Annotated in this window: 16 protein-coding genes; 13 read left to right on the forward strand and 3 right to left on the reverse strand. The window is 73.0% G+C overall.

The window, feature by feature from the left end:
• Positions 1 to 13 precede the first annotated feature (13 nt).
• From CP967_RS04175 to CP967_RS04190, 4 genes are all read left to right on the forward strand, one after another.
• Positions 14 to 1,177 carry an SDR family NAD(P)-dependent oxidoreductase gene (locus tag CP967_RS04175; protein WP_150486627.1) on the forward strand — a complete coding sequence of 388 codons (1,164 nt, stop codon included), beginning with the start codon at positions 14 to 16 and terminating at the stop codon, positions 1,175 to 1,177.
• A 1,053-nt stretch (positions 1,178 to 2,230) separates the two neighbouring features.
• A complete protein-coding gene (locus CP967_RS04180; RefSeq protein ID WP_150486628.1) occupies positions 2,231 to 3,421 on the forward strand; it encodes a cytochrome P450 in 1,191 nt (396 codons plus the stop codon).
• Positions 3,418 to 4,377 carry a cucumopine synthase-related protein gene (locus CP967_RS04185; protein WP_150486629.1) on the forward strand — a complete coding sequence of 320 codons (960 nt, stop codon included), beginning with the start codon at positions 3,418 to 3,420 and terminating at the stop codon, positions 4,375 to 4,377. The genes CP967_RS04180 and CP967_RS04185 overlap by 4 nt, the downstream gene beginning before the upstream one ends.
• Before the next feature lie 4 nt (positions 4,378 to 4,381).
• Positions 4,382 to 5,104, forward strand: a complete 723-nt coding sequence (locus CP967_RS04190) for an SDR family oxidoreductase (RefSeq protein WP_150486630.1) — start codon at positions 4,382 to 4,384, stop codon at positions 5,102 to 5,104.
• A 138-nt stretch (positions 5,105 to 5,242) separates the two neighbouring features.
• Here the strand turns inward: CP967_RS04190 and CP967_RS04195 are convergent, their stop codons facing one another.
• Positions 5,243 to 5,788 carry a hypothetical protein gene (locus CP967_RS04195; RefSeq protein ID WP_150486631.1) on the reverse strand — a complete coding sequence of 182 codons (546 nt, stop codon included), beginning with the start codon at positions 5,786 to 5,788 and terminating at the stop codon, positions 5,243 to 5,245.
• Between the two features lie 944 nt (positions 5,789 to 6,732).
• Here CP967_RS04195 and CP967_RS04200 point away from each other — a divergent pair.
• Complete coding sequence (locus tag CP967_RS04200) at positions 6,733 to 7,269, forward strand: hypothetical protein (RefSeq protein WP_150486632.1); 537 nt, start codon at positions 6,733 to 6,735, stop codon at positions 7,267 to 7,269.
• Positions 7,270 to 7,317: 48 nt separating this feature from the next.
• Here the strand turns inward: CP967_RS04200 and CP967_RS04205 are convergent, their stop codons facing one another.
• Positions 7,318 to 7,893, reverse strand: coding sequence for a hypothetical protein (locus tag CP967_RS04205; RefSeq protein WP_150486633.1), 576 nt, complete (start codon positions 7,891 to 7,893; stop codon positions 7,318 to 7,320).
• A gap of 791 nt (positions 7,894 to 8,684) precedes the next feature.
• Here CP967_RS04205 and CP967_RS04210 point away from each other — a divergent pair.
• The 5 genes from CP967_RS04210 to CP967_RS04230 all read left to right on the forward strand — a co-directional run bounded on the left by CP967_RS04210 (position 8,685) and on the right by CP967_RS04230 (position 13,864).
• Positions 8,685 to 9,533 carry an enoyl-CoA hydratase-related protein gene (locus CP967_RS04210; RefSeq protein WP_229888379.1) on the forward strand — a complete coding sequence of 283 codons (849 nt, stop codon included), beginning with the start codon at positions 8,685 to 8,687 and terminating at the stop codon, positions 9,531 to 9,533.
• Positions 9,526 to 10,548, forward strand: coding sequence for a carboxymuconolactone decarboxylase family protein (locus CP967_RS04215; protein ID WP_208838858.1), 1,023 nt, complete (start codon positions 9,526 to 9,528; stop codon positions 10,546 to 10,548). The genes CP967_RS04210 and CP967_RS04215 overlap by 8 nt, the downstream gene beginning before the upstream one ends.
• Before the next feature lie 23 nt (positions 10,549 to 10,571).
• Positions 10,572 to 11,243: a gamma carbonic anhydrase family protein gene (locus tag CP967_RS04220; RefSeq protein WP_150486634.1), complete on the forward strand. Its 672-nt coding sequence runs from the start codon at positions 10,572 to 10,574 to the stop codon at positions 11,241 to 11,243.
• 57 nt (positions 11,244 to 11,300) lie between these two features.
• Positions 11,301 to 12,413, forward strand: coding sequence for a bifunctional chorismate mutase/prephenate dehydratase (locus CP967_RS04225; protein WP_167535323.1), 1,113 nt, complete (start codon positions 11,301 to 11,303; stop codon positions 12,411 to 12,413).
• 113 nt (positions 12,414 to 12,526) lie between these two features.
• Entirely contained in the window at positions 12,527 to 13,864 is a 1,338-nt protein-coding gene (locus tag CP967_RS04230; protein ID WP_150486636.1) for an NsdA family TPR-like regulatory protein, read from the forward strand.
• A 252-nt stretch (positions 13,865 to 14,116) separates the two neighbouring features.
• Here CP967_RS04230 and CP967_RS04235 read toward each other — a convergent pair whose 3' ends face one another.
• Entirely contained in the window at positions 14,117 to 14,959 is an 843-nt protein-coding gene (locus tag CP967_RS04235; protein ID WP_150486637.1) for an SDR family NAD(P)-dependent oxidoreductase, read from the reverse strand.
• Positions 14,960 to 15,322: 363 nt separating this feature from the next.
• Here CP967_RS04235 and CP967_RS04240 point away from each other — a divergent pair, with 363 nt between their 5' ends.
• The 3 genes from CP967_RS04240 (at position 15,323) to CP967_RS04250 (ending at position 19,000) form a co-directional block, all read left to right on the forward strand.
• Entirely contained in the window at positions 15,323 to 16,399 is a 1,077-nt protein-coding gene (locus CP967_RS04240; RefSeq protein ID WP_150486638.1) for an acyl-CoA dehydrogenase family protein, read from the forward strand.
• Positions 16,400 to 16,540: 141 nt separating this feature from the next.
• Positions 16,541 to 17,464, forward strand: a complete 924-nt coding sequence (locus tag CP967_RS04245; protein ID WP_167535324.1) for an AfsA-related hotdog domain-containing protein — start codon at positions 16,541 to 16,543, stop codon at positions 17,462 to 17,464.
• Between the two features lie 300 nt (positions 17,465 to 17,764).
• Positions 17,765 to 19,000: a cytochrome P450 family protein gene (locus CP967_RS04250; RefSeq protein ID WP_150486640.1), complete on the forward strand. Its 1,236-nt coding sequence runs from the start codon at positions 17,765 to 17,767 to the stop codon at positions 18,998 to 19,000.
• Positions 19,001 to 19,092: the final 92 nt, after the last annotated feature.

Consider the following 19,092-nt stretch of genomic DNA (forward strand, 5'->3'; position numbering starts at 1 on the left):
GAAAAGGGGACCCATGACATCCGGAATCTCACGTTCTCCGCGGGACGCGGCAGTTCTGGTCACCGGGGGGAGCGGCGGAAACGGGAGCGCCGTTGCCCGCAGGCTCGCCGCGGAAGGATCGCGTGTCTTTCTCTGCGGCCGCGATCTCCGTCGGACGGCCGCGGTGGCCGACTCGATCCCCTGTCCGTACTGGACGGGAGACCTCCGGGACCCTTCCGCGGCGGTACGGGCCGTGGACGCGGCAGTACGGGCCTTGCACGGCCTGGACACGGTGGTGGCCGCGGCGGGCAGCAGAGGAAGAACCACCGACGTCAGCTCGCCCCTGCCGGATGAATGCGAGGATGTCCTTTCCCACAACGTCATCACGATGAGCAACACGCTGACGGCCTCGCTGCCCGTACTGGCTGAATCGGCCCGGGGCACGTTCCTGGGGATCTCCTCACTCGCGGGCCTCACGGGGTACGACCGCTTCCCCTACTACACCGCCGCGAAGGCGGCCACCGTCGGCCTTGTCAGAGCCGTCGCACCCACGGCCCGGCGGCAGGGTGTGCGGGTGCGGGTCCTCTGCCTCTACTTCACCGACACCCCGCTCATCAGCGATGTCCTGGCCGACCTCGTCCATGAGGGAATTCCCGTACAGAGCACCGCCGATGTCGCGGCCGCTGTGACAGCCTGCCTCCAGGCCCCCGGCACAAGCACCGTGTGGACCTCCACCCCAGGCACACCACCCGAGCCGTACGCCTTCCGGCGGATCCAGGTGCCGGGAACCACCCCGGCGCAGACGTCGGCGCCTCCCCCGGCGGTGTCCACCCCCGCTGCCGTCGGGGACGCCGCCTACGCCGACTTCCCGGGAATCATCCGGTCCGTCACCGGACGCTTCGTGTTCACGGAGATCCCGGGGGGCATGACGCGGGTGACCGGACAGTTCAACACCGGCCTCGACGACAACGACGTGGACAGGTACACGCTTGAGGTACAGCGGCTGAACGGCACCGTCCACCTCGACCTGACTCCGGCGTTCCGGCATCAGGTGACGATCTTCCCGCCTCTTTCCAGCCCGTTCCAGAACGACTATCCGGTTCTTGGACCGACAGGGCTCGGCGCGACGGGAAAGAGCCTCGTCCTCAAGTACGACGGTGAGGTCATCGGGCGCGCCGCCCTGCTGCCCATCGGCTGAAGCATCCCGACCGGGGCGGACAACCGCCGGCGCGGGTGCGTCCGCGGGGCTGTGGGGTCGCGGACGTCTGTGCCGTGGCGGTTTCCGCCGCTGTCGTCCACGTGCCGGACAGCGGTCGCGTCCGGCGGGTCCTGCCGTCGTGATCCGGGGCATCGAAGCCGACCGCGCATCGCCGGTTCGCCGTCCGGTCCCGGTCCGGGGTGCGGGGCAGCCGCACCAGAAGGCGGTCCAACTCCTTGACGGCCAGAACCTGATCGATCCGTCGCGAACGGTTCTCGGACCGGTCCGTGCCCGTGATGAGAAGAAGGGACGAACTCGCAGGACCGGGCCCTGTGGACCGGCACAGGACCGATTCCGGAATTCATGTCCCGAAGGGCGCCGAACGCACCATGTCCTGGCTGTCCGGACGCCGTTGGCCCGATCACCACTACGAGCCTCAGCCGGACAACCGCCTGGTTCTCCCCGGGCTCGCAGCCGCCCTCTGCCGCTACGGGCGACTCCTCGAACCGGCCATGCAGGAAAAGGGCCTTTAGAGGAGAAGGGGGAGCTCCTCCCCCGGAAAGGCGAAGGGGAGCGGCAACAAGTCCTTTCGGGATATGGCGATCAACCTGCGGGGTGTGCTCTTCTGAAAGAACAGCGCGAGGCCACGACGTCACCCCACGCCATTCCGTGTGCTGCGCCCCCGGCTTTCGGGCCGGCATCCCAGGAGAAGAATTCCCATGGCCCAGACTCCTTTTCCGCTCCCGCCCCCGGTCCCGTCCCAGTCTCCTGGCCCAGGCGAGAACACGGCACCGGCACCGCATGTGCTGCGCGGTCAGCTCGCCGACGGGGCCGGCCCACGGGTCGTCCGTGCCCGGACCACGGCGGTCGCGGCCCGGCAGGTCGTCGGAGGGCGGGACAGGATGTCCTCCCCCTCCCTTCCGTTCCTGCGGGACGGCGAAGGCACGCAACCCGGTGTGCCGGACCACCGGGCGGCGGGCGGGAGGCACCGTGCACACATCTGACGACGGGCCGCGTTGCCCTCTCCATCACCTGCCCCAGGACCCCGGGGCCATGGAAGACCCGTATCCCCTGCTGGAGTCCCTGCGTTCCTCCGGCCCCGTCGCCCGGGTCAGGCTGTACGAGCGGTTCGACGTGTGGTGGGTGACGGGGTACGCGGCAGCGGTGGCCGCGCTGTCGGCGCCGGAGCTCTCCAGCGACCAGCGGCACGCGCACCCCGCCCTGGCGCACCATGTGTCGCCGATGCGGGTGGGCCTGATCGACAGGGACCCGCCCGAACACACCCGGCTGCGTGGTGAGACCCTGCGCGCGTTCTCCGGCGGTCGTCTCGCGGCCTTCGAACAGCATGCCCGGACACTCGGAGCCGAACTCGTCGCGGCACTTCCCCCCGAAAGCCGCGTGGACCTGCTGCCCACCGTCGTGAGGCCGCTGGTCGAGCGGACGGTGAGTACGTTCCTGGGCCTTCCGCCTCTCGTCGACGAGGCTCTGCGGGCGCACGCGGACCTCCTCACACGCCCGATGACCGGCGACGCGGTGCGGGCGGAGATCGGCAGGGCCCGCGCGGTGCTGCGCCGTCATGTCCGCACCGGCGGAGTGCCTGAGGCAGGCCCGTCCGGTGAAGGCCGGCCGTCCCGGGACGGCGGGGTGCGCGGACACCTGCCGTCCGACGAATGGGCGGACGTGGTACTCCAGATGTACGTGGCGGGCCGCCGGAGCACCGTCGACTTCCTCGCCACCGCGCTGCTCGGCCTGCTGGCCGTCGACGGATGGGCCGGCCTCTGCCACGACCCGGCGGTGCGCCGTACGGCCGTGGACGAGTTCCTCCGCCTGGACGGGCCGATCGTACGGGGGGTGTGGCGTTTCGCCCGTGCGGACTTCGACCTGTCCGGTACCGCGGTCGCCCGGGGCGACCTCGTGATCGTCTCCCTGGCACTGGCCGGCCGCGACCCCCGCGTCTTCCCCGATCCCGCGCGTCTCGACCTCCGGCGCGCCCCCAACCGGCATCTGCAGTTCGGCCTGGGCGCGCACCGCTGCGTCGGCGTGCCGCTCGTCCACGCTCTGGCTGACGCCCTGTTGCCCGCCCTCGGCGCGAGGTTCCCCTGTGCCGGCGCGGCACCCGCCGGTTCCGCGCAGCCCGGCGGACGCGGCAGCGTCTTCCGCGGCCCCGCCCACGTCCTTGCCGATCTCGGCCCGGAGTGTCCGCCCGGACCCATGGAACCCAGGACTCCCCGGAGGACAGCGTGAAACGCGTCGACATCGAGTGGCCCGCCCTCGGCACGAAGGTCACCGCCACACTGGCCGAGGACCTGAACCCCGAACTGGCGCAGGTCTGGTGGGCCATGCTTCCCTACCGCAGTGTGCAGAGCCACGCGGTCGTCGCCGATGGTCACTTCTACCACCTGGCGCCCGGGGTCGAGCCCGTCCACACACGGCACAGGACCCCGGAGGACCGCAGCGCGGCCCCCCTCGGCAGCGTCTACCTGTCCCGCCTGCAGCACCTGCTGATCACGTACGCGCCGCTCCTCGAACCGACCGTCTGCGCCCGCGTGGCGAGGATCGGCGAGGAGGACCTGCCGACCCTCCGCCACACCGCCGAACAGTGCTGGGAAGCGGTCTACCGCACCAAACGGATCCTCGACGTGCGGGTGTCGCGCCATCTGGAACCCGGCGATTCCTGGCGGCTGCCCCGGCAGCCCGACGTGACCGATCCGGCCGCGCAGGTCCTGCTGGACGACCTCTACGCGCACACCGAGCGCATCTGGCTCACCCCGCCCGGCGAACTGCTCGACCTGCACCGAGGGCGCGTCCCGCTGGGCAGTCGCGGACAGTACTTCTCGACACTGGTGTACGTCAACGGGGAACTGCGCCTGCTGGGTTCCACCACGCTCACCCCCCTCGTGGCAGCCACCTACGACTCCCGGACCACCCTCGACTCCCTCCGGGCGGTTCTGCCGCCGCTGACAGCGATGCAAGCCGATTTCCTCGGCCATTGCGGTTTCCACGACCTCCGCGACCTCCTGCACCGGGCACACCACGTCCTGCCCGCCCTCCGTACCAAGGACGAGTTCCGCTCGCTCGTCGCGGGTCTGGCGCTGTACGTCAACTGCCTGCGCCGGTGGGCCCTGCACTACTTCCCGTGGCATCACGGCGAGAACCACCCCTTCGTCTCCCCCGCCGGGCGGGACGAGCGGGGGCGGTGACACCGTGGATCTGGGGCTCTCGGGGCGCTGCTACCTCGTCACGGCAGGCAGTTCGGGCCTGGGGTTCGCCACTGCCCAGGCTCTTCTGGCCGAGGGTGCCGACGTGGTGATCTGTTCGCGCGACGCACGACGGGTCGACCGGGCGGCCGCCCGGCTCACCGGCGCGGGCCGGGTGGCCGGCGTCGCCGCCGATCTCCTGGACCCGGCGACCGCGGACCGGTTGGTCGGCACCGCCCTCCACTCCTTCGGCCGGCTCGACGGCGCCCTGCTCGGTACGGGGAGCAGCGCTCGCGGAACCGTTCTCGGTACGGCCGACACGGCTTGGCGCGAACACTTCGAGCTCCTGTTCCTGAGCATGCTGCGCTGCGCCCGGGCGGTCGCGGCCCCACTGCCGTCCGGGGGCGCGATCGCCTTCCTGCTCTCGACGTCCGCGAGGGCCCCGCTTCCCGGCTTCGGGATCTCCACCGGTCTGCGGCCCGGTCTGGCCATGGCGGCGAAGAGCCTGGCCGCCGAACTCGGCCCGCGCGGCATACGCGTACTCTCCATGCTGCCCGGGCGTTTCCCCACCGAGGGGGCCCCTCTCCAGGCATCCGAGTCCCCGCGGGGCACCGCTCTGCGCCGGTACGGCCGCCCGGAGGAGTTCGGCCGGATCGCAGCCTTCTGCCTCTCTCCGGCGGCCGGCTACCTGACCGGCTGCGAGGTCGTCGTCGACGGCGGCAAACAGTGACGGGACACCGCTTCCCGCACCGGCGCACCCGGACGGCCCCGGCCGGCGCCGCGAAGGCCACGAACGGGACGAAGCTGTGGGGACGCCACGCGTCCCGTGTCCTCTCCGGCGCGGGAGGGGCCTGTCCGGCGGCGCTTGTCAGAGCAGCAGCGTGAGCGTCGCCGGACCGGTGAGCTGGGCGAGTCCGCCCGAGGCGCAGGCGGTCAGGTTGAGCGCGGGTTTGACGATCACGTTGGTGAAGACGGCGCCCTGCCCCAGCCCCGCGGTGACGGTGCCGACGGCAGTGACGACGGTGGTGTTGTTGGCCGCCCGCACGAGGGTGACGTCGTACTCGGCCGTGCTGCTCTGTCCCGTGTTCCAGTGGTACGTCGAGGTGGCGCTGAAGGGCTGCAGGGAGATCACGCAGCTGTAGTTACCGGAGATGGTGGTGGTGCTCGTGCCGCTGCTCACCCCCGTGAGCAGGGAGGTGCACGAGTAGTTCTCGGAGGACTGCACGGTAGTGGGCTGAGGGGTGTTGGTCAGCGGGGGCGAGTACGTGCTCGTCTCGTTCCCGGTGCACGTGATGTCCACCAGGGCTGCGGCCCTCGCGGGGGCGGCCTGCGCCGACGGAGCCGCGACGAGGGCGGAGCACACGAGGGGGAGGGCGGCACCGAGGACGGTGGGCCAACGGCGGCTGGTTTTCACGGGAGTACCTCACTCATGGCAGACAGGGGTGGCGGGTCGGGGAACATCGAGCGGAATGGGACGGCTGCGGCCGGCCGGGAGGCGTCCGGGGGCGGAGGCCGTCAGCCCGCCGCGTCGCCGTGGCCCGGTGACGGCCGGCTCTCCGTGCAGGAGCACGGCACGTTTTCCTGCAACGGCGAACCGGCCCCCCGGGACAGGAACACGAGTGCGGCGACCGGAAGGGTGATCGCGGAAACGGAGGAGCGAAAAGGATCTCATCGCCTCCGTATTCCGGCTTCACGGGACAACCCCCGGCGAGCCGTTCCCCGGATTCTCTCCGTCCGTCCTGGGGAGCACCATGGCCTGAACGGGCCAGAATTGCACTGGCCCGTTCGTGAGTCGGCGGTAGTCCGCCGTCCGGCGGAACACCGGAGGAAATGATCGCGTGTGAGAAAACGATCTCCTGATGCCCGGAAGAAAGGCCCCGGCCGCTATGCGTCCGCCTCCCCTCCTCATTCCGGAAACGCGGTGACCGGTTTCCTCCGGAGGGAAGCGGAGACCTTTTCCCTCTTGTGCGGGCAGCCGGACCGGACCGTCCTCACGCCCCGTCGAACCGATACGGATGTCTCCCCGTCCGGCCATGTACATATGAAGGAAGAGCGGTCAAGGTGAAGGGAGTTCCGCAACTCCTGGCGGATCCGTGTGCGGCGCCGGTCACGGCGCGCCGCACGGCGGGGACGTGTGCGTCCCGGGACGCACACGGACGCCCCTCCGGCGCGGCAAGGCACCGGGCCCACCGTCACGCCCCCGCCGGGAGCCGCCGGACGCCCGTACGCCACGTATCGCGCCAAAGGGCGATCGACGGCACCGGGTCGCCGTGGCACGGCAGATCGCGTGCGGCGGGCCGTTCCTCGTGCTGCGGTCTCCCCTTCATATGCCGGCGCGCTCCTTCCTGGAGGACCGTCATGACCCTTTTCCGCCGCCTCGCCGCGCCGCTCGCCCTGAGCCTCGTGCCGCTCGGAGTGCTCCTGACCACCAGCGGCCCGGCCCAGGCCGCCGATCCCCTGGCCATCGTCTGCACGACCTCCGCCACCCAGCACTACAGCCCCGGCCTCACGCTCGTCTCCCGGCCGACGCACATCACGGCGAGCGCCACCTACAGCTGCACGGGCGGTGGACCGGTCGACTCGGCTCAGCTCGGCTTCGACTACACGGTGGACGCCGGCTGCCTGCCTACCTCCTCCCCGGTGACCGCAGGGGAGAGCATCCTGGACTGGAACGAGGGGCCCGACTCCGAGATAACCTCCACCTTCGTGGTCACGCGGCCGGTGGGCCAGACCGTGGGGACCTCCGTCGGCACGGTGACAGCGGGTCAGTTCAACGGGTACATCTTCAACCTCGTCGGCACGTATCCGGCGCCGGACCTGCTCGCCTGTGCCACCTCCGAGGGGGTCACGTCCAGTCAGGGGCTGCTGGTCCTCACGCTCACCCAGCCGTTCTGAGCCCTCGCCCGGTCCCGCGCGACCGCGTGCCGCGCGGGACCCGGCGGCCTAGAGGAGGCTGCTGAACTCCGCGGTAACGACGCCGGAGCGGGAGGTCAGACCGGTGGGACTGCTGCAGGCGGTCAGATCGAGGTTGGCGAAGACGGTGGCGATGAGGATGCCGTCACCCGCGTAGAGGCCGCTGGTGACGGTGCCGGTGAGGGTCAGGACCGTGGTCCCGGAAGTGCCGGGGCTCAGCGAGGTCGTGTAGTCGTAGGCGCTGGTGGCGTAGGAGCCGCCTCCGACCGTGGTCCAGACGATGGTGGAGCTGCCCGAGGTCGGCGACTGCAGCAGTGCGCAGCTGAGGGTTCCCGTGCCACCGCCGGTGATGGTGCCGTGCAGCAGCAGCGGGGTGGTGAGGTCGGTACTGACGCAGTCCATGGAGATGGTTCCCTGGACCGTCACCGTGGCCGGGGTGTCCGTCAGGCCCGGCTGGTAGGTGGTGGTGTTGCCGCCGGTGCAGGTCGCGTCGAGCACGGAGGAGGACGCGGCTCCGGCCGGGCCGGTGGCGAGGGGGACGAGGCTGAGGGCCAGCAGAAGCGGCAGCACCACACGGCTGCGAAGAAGTCGGCGGATGCGTGTCATGGCGTTTTCCTCCGGTTCAGGGTGTTCAGGGAGTGATCAGGGCGCCGGTGTCCTGCGTGCTGCTGAGTCCGCCCTCGTCCGGCGGCCGGTGAGGGCGGCGAGCGGTGTCGGCGTCCGCAACGGGCCGTGTCGGGTCAGGCGCTGTGGTGCGCCGGCCGCCGTGGAGGGCGCGGGGAGCGACAGGCCGCCGGTGGGTGGTGGACACTGCCGGATCCCATGAGGTGCCCCGTGGCGCCGGTCCGGTGGCCGTACGGCCCCGGTGCCGGTTCCGGCCGGCCCGGACGGGCCGGGCGGGTTGTGTGCCGGGCCGGGCCGGCCCGGAGTTGTCAGCCTGGGTCCCGGTGGGCGCGTCGGCCATAGCCCGACAGGAGGGGCGCACTTCCGCGCGGGTGGTCCCTTACGTCGTGGATTCCGCGCGCCCCCCGTACCGTTCCGCGCGCCCCTGCCGTTCCGGGCCGCCCGTCCGCCGCGGTCCCCGGGGCGGACGGCCCGCGCCGCCGGGCGGACGTTCGGTCACTTGTTCACAAGTTTGCATGCGGTGCGGAGAGACCGGCTCTTCCAGGTCTCCCGTCCGGGCCCCCGGCCCGTTGTAGTGGGAGGGCGCACCGCGACAGCGGGAGGGTGGCGGGAAGACCCGCCGCGCAGGGCGTCTGCCGCCCGTGGGCCGACGGCCGGGCCGCTTCCGGTGAGCCCCGGCGGGACGGCCGCAGGGGTGGCCCGGCACCCGGATCCGTGGTCATGCGGGACCGGGGCCGTGCCGGCGCACCCGACGCACGAACCGAGAAGGTGACATGAACGTACTGGACAGTCCCGACTTCGCGCTGATCGACGACATGGAGGACGTACGCGTCCTGCGGAGCGATGAGGTGACGGTCATTCAGATCAACCGCCCCGAACGTCTCAACGCGTTCACCAGCGACACCGTCGATCACCTGAACACAGCGGTGAACACGGCCCGGTCCGACCGTGCCACCGGTGCGGTCGTGCTCACCGGGGCAGGTGAACGGGCCTTCTGCGCGGGGGGTGACCAGAAGGTCCGCGCACGGGAGGGCGACTACGGGCCGGGGGCTCTGGGCGCGCTGGCCACCGAGGAGCTGTACCGGAACATCCGGGCCTGCCCCAAGCCCGTGATCGCGGCGGTGAACGGCTACGCCTTCGGCGGGGGGCACGTCATACAGCTGGTGTGCGACCTGACGGTCGCGGGCAGCACGGCGGTGTTCGCCCAACCGGGCCCGCAGGTCGGTTCGTTCGACGCGGGCTACGGATCCGCTTTCCTGGCGCGTGTCGTCGGCGAGAAGCGGGCGCGGCAGATGCTGCTCCTCGCGGAGCGCGTCGACGCGTCCACCGCTCTCGCCTGGGGCCTGGTCAACTCGGTCGTCGAGCCCGGCGCGGTGGTGAGCACCGCGATCGAATGGGCACGCAGGTGCTGCGCCCTCTCCCCCACCGCTCTGGGAGTGCTCAAGCACTCGCTGAACGCCGACACGGAGCACATCGCGGGGCTGGGCCGGGCGTGCTTCGACACCCTGAGCCTGTTCGGGCACATGCCGGAAGCCAGGGAGGGGTACACCGCCTTCGCGGAGAAGCGGGTGCCCGACTTCAGCGGGTTCCGCACCGGCACGGCGGTGGACGGCCGTGGGTAGCGCGGGGCACGACGACGGCTTCGGCGGTCTGTACGCCCGGGGGCGGGAGACGTTCGCCGGACTGCTGCCGGACGGCGGCGAACGCCTCGACGCGATCTTCGCCCTCTCCCCCGGCCTGGCCCACGTCGCCGTCGGCACCGTGTACGGATATCTCCACCACCGCAGGGCGCTCGACGCGCGGGCCCGCGAGATCGCGGCCCTCGCGGCGATCGTCTCCTCGGGGATGTGCGGTACACCGCTGGCCGTCCACACCCGCTCGGCTCTCGCCGCCGGCGTCGCCCCGGCGGAGATCGTCGAAGTGGTGGTGGAGTGCGCCGCGTTCGCGGGCTTCCCACGAGCGGTGAGCGCGCTGCCGGCCGTCGAGAAGGTCTTCGCCGAGGCGGGTATCGCCTCTCCGCCGCAGCGCTCGCCCAGAGAGGTCGTCCTGGAGGCGCTGGACACCGCCCGGCGCCGGACGGCGACCGACGGGCGCGGGCCGGAGGACGAGCCGTTCGCCCCGGCACTGCGCCCGGGCAGCGACACGACGGTGTACACACTTGCCCCGGACCGGGCCCTCGTCCTCTGCGCGCCGGCGGGCCCTGTGGACGGCGAGGGCGAGATCCTCGACATCCGCGTCGTCGACGGCCGTGTGGCCGGGACGACCGTCCTCACGGAGAGCGCGTCCGCGGCAGGTCCGGCGGGCGCCCGGGAAACCGCCGGGGCGGCACGTCACGCACTGACGGCGTTCCTGCGGGACCTCGACGCGGTGGGCCACGGGCCGGCCGCCGAGTTCGTGCTCGGCGGGCCCGATCTGCTCGACGACACGGCGCCTCTCCTCGGACCGCTGGCGGCCGGCATCCGCCCACGGGTGTACGGACTGGGCGAGGAGTGCGCCGCGGCGGTCTTCGAGGACGCCGGCCCGTCCGGCCCGGTGATCGCGCTCGCCTTCTGCGAAGGGGGCCGGGTCCGCAGCCTCCGGGTGGCGGGGGACGACCGTGCCGGCGCGGGCCCCGGACCGGGCCTGCGCGACGGCTGACACCGAACCGGGAGGAACCGCACATGCCGCTGTACGCCTTCGAAGGGCGCTTCCCCGAGATCGCGCCGACCGCGTTCGTCCATCCCGACAGTGTGCTGACCGGTGACGTCCTGGTCGGCGGCCACTGCTACCTGGGACCGGGAGCGAGTCTGCGGGGCGACTTCGGCCGGATCGTCGTGGGCGAGGGGGCGAACATCCAGGACAACTGCGTGCTGCACTGCTTCCCCGGACGCGAGGTGCGGGTCGGTGCGGACGGCCATATCGGCCACGGCTCGGTCCTGCACGGCTGCCGCGTGGGACCGGGCGTCCTGGTCGGCATGAACGCCGTCGTCATGGACGACGCCGAACTGGGCGCGGGCGCCGTCATCGGCGCCGGCTGCGTGGTCCCGGCCGGCATGGCCGTCCCCGAACGGCACCTCGTCGTCGGGGTACCCGCCAAGATCCTGAGGGAGCTCACCGCGGACGAACTGGAGTGGAAGGCCCGGGGCACGGCCACCTACCAGGAACTCGCCGTCCGCTGCGTGACGGGGCTCAGCACCGTGCGCCCGAAGTCCGGTCCACCGCCCGGCGACAGCCCGGCACACGTCGCCGGATGGCGGCACGTACCCCTGCACGACCACCGGGCGGGCGCCTCCGCCACGGAGGCCACCGGCACACCGGCCCCGCCTGACGGCCCCGGCCGGGACCTCGGCTGAACCGCCGGACCCCGGCCCCTTCCGCCACCACCGCGCCACCGCACCATGGAGCTCACCGTGATCCACCAGCCTTCCCCCTCCGGACACCACCGCAGACAAAAAGTCATCGACGACGTGGACACCCGCCTCATCCGGCTCATCGGCAAGCGCCGGGCGGTCTCGGAGGAGGTCCGGAACGACCGTCTCGCCGAAGGCGGGACACGTACCGACACCGGGTGGGAGATGCACGTCATCAGCCGCTACCACGAGGCGTTCGGCTCCCCGGGCAGGGACATCGCGCTCGGTCTCCTGCGGCTCTCGCAGGGCGAGCCGCCGACGGGCCGGCCCTCGGCACCGGACGCGTTCCTCGGCCCCGCCGACAGCTACAGCGGCGTCGCCCACCGGCAGTTCGCCGGATCCGGCGGCCCGGTACTCCTCATGGACAGCGCCGCCGACGTGCTCGACGCCGTAGGGCGGGGGCGGGCGGGCTCGGGAACCGTACCGGTGCACAACACCACGGCGGGCCCCGTCGTGGAGGTGATGGACGCCCTCGCCCTCGGTGCCCCGCTGAGCGTCATCGGTGAACGGCGCCTTCCCGTGACCCTGGTCCTGGCCACCGTCAGGCCGGGCCCGCCCGACGGCGTACGCGTGGTGCGCACCCACCCGCACGCGTACGCGCAGTGCGCGTCCTGGTTCGCCGCCCACCTGCCGGGGGCCCGGTGTGCCGCCGCCCCGTCGACCGCCGCGGGCGCGGAGACGGTGGCCCGGGAGGGGGACGCGTCGCGTGCCGCCCTGTGCGCCCCGGCGACCGCCGAGCGCCTCGGGCTGCACCCGGTGGGCGGGAACCTGACCGGAACGCCCCCCGCGGTCACGCGGTTCCTCCGGGTCGTCCGCGTCGCGCCACCGCGTCCGCCCACCGGCCGGGACCTGACCACTCTCGTCGTACCCGCCGACCGCGTGCCCCTGCTCACCGTCGTCCGCTCACTGGCGGCATCCGGCGTCCACGTCCAGGACCTGCACCCCGGCGGGCGGCATCCCGACGGGTACCTGTGGATCGACGTCGCCGGGCACCGGGACCAGGCGCCCCTGGGCGAGGCCCTCGAACGGCTGCGGCGGGAGAGCGACCGTGTGCGGGTACTCGGTTCGTACCCCGCGGCATCCGCCCGGGCCGTTTCAGGAGAAACCCTGTGAAGTCCCCTCACCTTTCGGTAAACCGGGTGTTCCGGGCCCACCGCACCGTCTCGACGGCCGGGGCGCCCTGAGCACGCCCAGGAGACAGGGGTTTCCTTCCAGGAGGAGAGGCCGTGCCCCGCACACCCAACGAGCGCCTGCGCACCCTCGTGCGGCGCAGCGGCTGGAGCCATTCCCGGCTGGCCCAGGCCGTCCGGCTGGTGGCAGCCGAACACGAGAGACCGGTGCTGTGCGACCACACCTCGGTGTCGCGGTGGATCGCCGGGACCCAGCCCCGGCCCCCCACGTCCACCTTCCTCCTCGAAGCGCTGTCGCGGAAGCTGGGCCGCAGGATCACGGCCCAGGAGGCGGGTCTCACCCGCGCGCCCGCGGCCCCGCTCGTCCTGTCCTGGCAGGACGACTCGCTGCACCGCCTCGACCGTCTCGTCGAGTTCGAACTCGACCCGGCCCGGGTCCATCTGCTCGAAGCCGGCACGTACCGCCCCAGCGCCCTGCTCCCGCCCGACCCCTGGAGCCCGCTCGGCTCCCCGGCGGCGAACCCGGAGCCGGTGACCGGCCGCGTCGGCGGTGCGGAGGTGGCCCAGCTCCGCTCCCTGACCGAGCTGTTCGCCCTCAGCATCGCCCAGCACGGCGGGCAGGCGATCCGGCCGGCCCTGGCCGCCTACCTGGCGCACACCGTCACGCCCTGGCTGCGCGCCCCCTCCTCCGACACCACCCGCCGTGAGCTTCTCGCCGCCGGGGCACAGCTGACGCTGCTGCTCGCCGAGGCCTGCATCGACGCGGACGGCCATGCCGCCACCCAGCACTACCAGCAACTGGCCGTACGCCTCGCCGCCGGCTCGGGCGACCACGCCACCGTGGCCATCGCCCTGCGGGCGATGGCCACGCACGCCACCGGCCTGGGCCACCGGGGCCCCGCCGTCCTGCACCTCACCCAGCGGGCCGTCGAACACGCCCGCCACGCCCCGCCGGCCGTCCGCAGCTACACGTACGCGCACCTCGCGGTCGTCCAGGCCCATCACGACCGCCGCGCCGCCCTGGACGCGCTCGCCCGGGCCGAACGGTTCCACACCGAAGGGGCCGACGCCCCTCCCGGCCCTTTCACGAGCTACCCGGAGGGCGCCCTGCACTACCAGCGCGCGCAGACGCTCGACGCGCTGAAGAACACACCAGGCGCCTTACTCGCCCTGAACGCCTCGCTCCGCGCGCGTACCCCGGGCGAGCACCGCGCGGCGCTGCTCACCCACGCACGCCTCGCCGGGATCCTCCTCCGCCACGGCCACCTCGAACGGGCCCTGGCACACTGGCAGGTCTTCGTCGACGAGTACCCCACCCTCCGGTCCCCCCGCACGCACCGCATGCTGAAGGCCATGCACGGGCAGCTGCGCCCGCACGGCCGCCACCCCGGCGCACGGGACCTCCTCGCCCGCGCCGACGTGCTCCTGCGCTGAGACGGACACCGGCGGAACGGAACGGGAGGGGCCGCGTCCCGCCCCGGACCGGACCGCCGGGTCAGGAGGAGGGAAGGCCGTCGTGTAATCGAATGGATCCTGCATGGTCAACACCCTGCGGAGTCGGGGTTCCGGGACACGGCGACACCACGGCCGGTGCGTACGGATCCCTCCATCAGGCCCAAGGCGGCGTCCGGGTCTCCGTGCCGGCGGGGCCTGCCGGGCACACCCGCGAGGACGGGCCGGTCCGGTTCAGCCCCCGGCCAGTGGGGAGGCCGGCTTGGGGAAACCCCCGAGCCCGATCTCGGGGACGGTGATCCCTCCGTCGACGAAGAGCGCGTGCCCGCTCACGTAGGAGGCCGCCGGTGACGCGAGGAAGAGCGTGGCACCGGCGATCTCGTCCGTGGTGGCCCACCGTCCCAGCGGGACGTGGCTGGTGAGCCAGTCGGACAACGCGCCGTACCCGGTGGCGAAGGCGGTCATGTCCGTGCGGGTCCAGCCGGGGCAGACGGCGTTGACGCGGACGCCCTGGCGTGCCCAGCCCACGGCGAGGCTGCGGACGAGTGAGAGCTGCGCGGCCTTGGCCGCTCCGTACGCCTCCAGCGCCGGCAGGGACGCCACCCCGGCGATGGACGACATGAGGATCAGGCTCCCCCGGCCGGAGGAGACCAGGTGGTCGTGGGCGGCGCCGGCGAGTGCCGCGGTGGCGCTGAGGTTGACCGCGATGACGCTGTTCCAGTCCTCCGGGTCCGCGCGGTGCAACGGCTCCAGCAGCACCGCGCCGTCCTCGCCGTGGGGCAGGACACCGGCGTTCAGGACGACGACGTCGAGCCCGCCCAGCCCGGCCGCGGCCCGCTCCACCAGACCGGTGGCCACCTCGGGAAGCGCGAGGTCGCCGTCGAGGGCGACGGCTTTCCTCCCGCGCTCCTCGACGGCCGCCACGGTGGACCGGAGGGCGGGGAGGGTACGGGCCGCGACGGCGACGTCGCAGCCCGCCTCCGCCAGTGCCTCGGCGACCGCCTTCCCGATGCCCCGGGAGGCGCCGGTGACCAGAGCCCGGCCCCCGTCCAGACGGAAACGGTCCAGCACACTCATCGGTGTTCCTTTCCGGCGGCCGGGAGCCGCACCGGCAGAACCCGGCCGTCCCGTACGAGGTGCCCCGCCGCGGACCGGGCGGTACACGAGCGACGCGACTTGTCCTGACGCCCACTGAACCAAGCCGGGCGGCATCCGGCGGGTGGGGCGGGGTCACGACTCCGGTGCACCGGGGGCGACTTTGCGCGTTCGTGAACTTCCCGGCCCGGGAGCCGCCACCAGGACGTCCCCGGTCCGGAGGGCGGACCGCGCCGCTGCCCCGGGGCACGCCCGCGCGGCTCCTGCCGCAGTTCACCCCCTCGCGTCCGGCAGATGGGTACGGTCGGACCGTCCCCGTCCTCCACCCCCGACCGAGGAGCTCCCATGGAAGACGAGCAGGACCACCCCCTTCTCGTCCGGGCCCGCCGTCTCTCGGAAGTCCTGCTGGCCCCCGCCGCCCAGCGCGTCGACCAAGACGGCCTCCCCGCCGCCCATCTGGACGAGCTGCGCGCCTCCGGACTGCTGGGGGCGAGCGCTCCGCAGGCGTACGGGGGGGCCGGAGTCCCCGACGCGGTCGCCCGGGACATCCAGGAGGCCCTGGCCACCGGCTGCTGCACGACCTGGTTCGTGCAGGCCCAGCACCAGTCCCCGCTGCGGCTGCTCGCCGCGTCGGACAGCCCGGCGAAGGAGCGGCTGCTTCCGGAGCTGGCGAGCGGCAGGGTGATGGCGGGCGTCGCGTACGCCCATGTCCGCTCGTTTCCCCGGGTTCCGGTGCGGGCCACAGCCGACCGCGGTGGCTGGCGGTTCGACGGCACCGTCCCCTGGTACACCGGCTGGAAGCTGAACGACGTGATGCTGCTGGCCGGGATCGACGCCGACGACGAGGTGGTCTTCGCGTTCACCGAGGCCGGGGGACAGCCCGGGCTGCGCGCGTCGGAGCCCCTGCGGCTGGTCGCCGTTTCCTCCTCCCGCACGGTCTCCCTGCGGCTGGACGGCCTGTGGGTGCCGCCGGAGTCCGTCGTCCTGCGGGTGCCGAGGGAGCGTTGGGCCGTTACGGACCTGGCGCACGCCTCCCACGTCTCGCCCGCCGTGTTCGGCGTCGCCGAGGCCGCTCTGCGGTTGCTGGAGGAGACCGGTGCGGAGGCCGCCGCGACCGCGCGCGGTCTGCGGGCCGAACTGGCCCTGGTCCGGCGGCACGCCTATGCCCTGGCCGACCGGCCGGAACCGGACCACGGTGTTCCCGAGCGCACCGCTCTGCGGCTGCGCGCTCTCGACCTGCTGCGCACGGTGACCACCGCGGTGGTCGTCGCGGGAGGCGGCCGTACGACCGGCCTGGACCATCCGGCACAACGACTGGCCAGAGAGAGCCTGTTCCTGCTCGTCCAGGGACAGACGGCGCCGGTCCGCCGGGCGCACCTGGCGTCCCTGGCCCCGGGGCCGGGCGCCGCCGCCCCGCCCTGAGTCCCCGTCGTCCCGAGTCCCCGCCGTCCCGAGTCTTCCCGTCCGAGTGCACGGAGGTGCGTCACGATGCAGGAGCGGTTCCAGAGCGTCCGGAGGCAGGAGCCCGGCGGCACACCAGGCCTTCCGGAACCGGGTGTCGAGGTGTCCGCCGCTCAGGCCGGAGTGGGGCACCCGGGCGACGTCCTTCTCGTCCACGACGCCGTACTGCCGAACGGGCTCTCCTTCCGCGTCCGGGTCCCCGGCGCACACGACCTGTTCGGCGACCGGGGCAGCGGTGGTCTCCCGGACGACGCCTTCCTGCTCCGGTCTGTGGTGGAGCAGTGCGCGTACGCGACCCTTCAGCACACGGGGCTGCTGCGGCCCGGGGAGGTCCCACTGAACACGTCGTCGAGCAGCCGTGTCCTGACCGCCCCGCCGCTGCGGCGCTTCCAGGGGGAGCTGCTGGCGACATGCCTCGTCGAACAGCTCCGGACCAGCCGGACGGGACGCACCCGACGTGTGGCCGCTTCGTGCGTCCTGCGGTCGCCGGACGGCCGGGTGGTGGCGGACGGCGAGACCGGCGCCGGGGTCCTCGAACGCGCCCTGTACCGGGCCTGGCGGGGCGCCGGGGTGGTCCGGGCGGGAAACCTGCCGCCTGTTCAGGACGGGGCCCGTGCCCGTACCGGAAGGGTCAGGTCCCTGCCCGGGAACCAGGTCCTGGCCCGGGCCGGGCGCGAGGACGGAGGCGACGCGCACGCGGTGCTGCGCCTGTCCGGCCCTCATCCCTACCTGCTGCCCGCGTCCGCGGACCATGTGACGGGGAGGCTGTTCGCGGAGGCGGCCCGGCAGCTCGTGCTCGGTGTGTGCGGGCCGTACACCGGGCTGCGCGCGCTGCATCTGTCGTTCCTCCGGCTGTGCACCCTGGAGGAGTCCGTGCGGGTGCGCGCTGTTCCGTGCTCCGGGCCGCGGGCGTCCGACCGGTGGCGTGTCCTTTTCTCCCAGGCGGGCGCCACGGTGTGCGCCGGACACGTCGAGGCGGACGTCCCGGAGGGGCGGGAGCGGCGGACACGGCACCGGGACGGGTGACCCGGGGCGGGTGGCCCGGGACGGACGGTCCGGGACGGCCGCGCCCTGTGGGTGCCCGAAGACAGGGGCCGCCGTACCTGCGGACGCGCCGTGGACACCGTCCGCTTCTCACTCCCGCCTCCCGCGCGGAGGGCCGCCGGCCGTGCTTCGCCGTCCCCGTTTCCCTTCCGTCCGGCCGGGCATCACAGGAACGAGGCAGCCGTGAACCGGCCGGAGCGCCGGTCACCACGACGGAACCGTTGTCGCTCGTCCCGCGGCCGCGCCCGGCCGGGGACCGAGCAGACCCGACCGAGGAGTGCCATGGCGCACGAACCTGTTTCCCGATGCCCGGTGCTGGACGTCTCGGGGCGCTCCCTCCACGCGGACGCGGCGGCGTTGCGGTCCGAGGCGCCCGCCGTGCGGGTCCTGCTGCCCGGTGGCGTCACGGCGTGGGCGGTGACCCGGTACGACGTCATCAGGGCGCTGACCTCCGACCCCCGCGTCTCCCGCGACTTCGCGCGGCACTGGCCCGGGCGGAGCGAGGTGCCCGACGGCTGGCCGCTGGCCGCGGTCACCTTCCAGCAGAACTTCCTGAACACCTACGGAGCCGAACACCGCATGCTGCGCGGTCTGGTCGCGCCCTCGTTCTCCCCCCGACGCGTCTCGGCCATGCGTCCGGGCATCGAAGCGGTGGCGGAACGGCTCACGAACGCGTGGGCGGCGCTCGGTCCAGGAGAAGCGACCGATCTACGCGCCACCTACGCACTGCCGCTCACCATGACGGTGATCTGCGAGCTGTTCGGGGTGCCCGAGCACCTGCGGGGGCCCCTGGGCGCGGCCATCGACCGGGCCGCCGACACCGCGGCCTCGCCCGAACAGGCCCTTGCCGTTCACGCGGAGATCGACGCGCGCCTGGACGAACTGGTCTCCCACAAGCGGGCGCACCCCGGAGCCGACCTCACCAGCGACCTCCTCATGAATCCCGCGGAGGACGGCTCCGTCTTCACCGAGGAGACCCTCAAAGGGACCCTTTTCCTGATGATAGGCGCGGGATACGAGACGACGGTCCACCTCATCACCAGCGCGGCGCACGCCCTGCTGACCGGACCGGACGTCGTCACGCGGATCCGGAAGGGTGAACTGCGCTGGGCGGACGTGGTGGAGGAGACCCTGCGGCTCCAGGGGCCCATCATGTACCTGCCGTTGAGGTATGCCGTCGAGGACATCGACCTGGGCGAGGGGGTGCTCGTCAGACAGGGCGACGCGATCGCCGTGGCCTTCGCGGCCGCCGGACGGGACCCGGATCGGCACCCGAAGGGCCCCGACGACTTCGATCCCTCACGCGCGGACAAGACGCATCTCGCGTTCGGGCACGGACCGCACTTCTGCCTGGGCGCCCATCTCGCGCGCCTGGAGGCCGAGGTGGCACTGCGCACGCTCTTCACCCGGCTGCCGCGCCTGGCCCTCGCCTCACCGGAGCGGACGCCGGACCGGCTTCCCTCGTTCATCCTCAACGGGCTGACCGGGCTGCCGGTCGTTCCGGTACCGGCGGCCTGACCGCCGCTCCCACCGGGCGGGGACGGGTGGTTGCCGGGGCGGCCCGTCACGTCGTGTCCTTCATCCTCTCGGATGGCTCTGTACCGGTTCGC

Origin of the sequence: Streptomyces nitrosporeus (assembly GCF_008704555.1) — a bacterium.
Taxonomy (GTDB): Bacteria; Actinomycetota; Actinomycetes; order Streptomycetales; family Streptomycetaceae; genus Streptomyces; species Streptomyces nitrosporeus.

Excerpts from the sequence above, each read along its gene's own strand:
- CP967_RS04175 (WP_150486627.1), top strand. The coding sequence starts at position 14 with ATGACATCCGGAATCTCACGTTCTCCGCGGGACGCGGCAGTTCTGGTC.
- CP967_RS04180 (WP_150486628.1), top strand. The coding sequence starts at position 2,231 with ATGGAAGACCCGTATCCCCTGCTGGAGTCCCTGCGTTCCTCCGGCCCC.
- CP967_RS04200 (WP_150486632.1), top strand. The coding sequence starts at position 6,733 with ATGACCCTTTTCCGCCGCCTCGCCGCGCCGCTCGCCCTGAGCCTCGTG.
- CP967_RS04205 (WP_150486633.1), bottom strand. The coding sequence starts at position 7,893 with ATGACACGCATCCGCCGACTTCTTCGCAGCCGTGTGGTGCTGCCGCTT.
- CP967_RS04210 (WP_229888379.1), top strand. The coding sequence starts at position 8,685 with ATGAACGTACTGGACAGTCCCGACTTCGCGCTGATCGACGACATGGAG.
- CP967_RS04220 (WP_150486634.1), top strand. The coding sequence starts at position 10,572 with ATGCCGCTGTACGCCTTCGAAGGGCGCTTCCCCGAGATCGCGCCGACC.
- CP967_RS04235 (WP_150486637.1), bottom strand. The coding sequence starts at position 14,959 with ATGAGTGTGCTGGACCGTTTCCGTCTGGACGGGGGCCGGGCTCTGGTC.
- CP967_RS04240 (WP_150486638.1), top strand. The coding sequence starts at position 15,323 with ATGGAAGACGAGCAGGACCACCCCCTTCTCGTCCGGGCCCGCCGTCTC.
- CP967_RS04250 (WP_150486640.1), top strand. The coding sequence starts at position 17,765 with ATGGCGCACGAACCTGTTTCCCGATGCCCGGTGCTGGACGTCTCGGGG.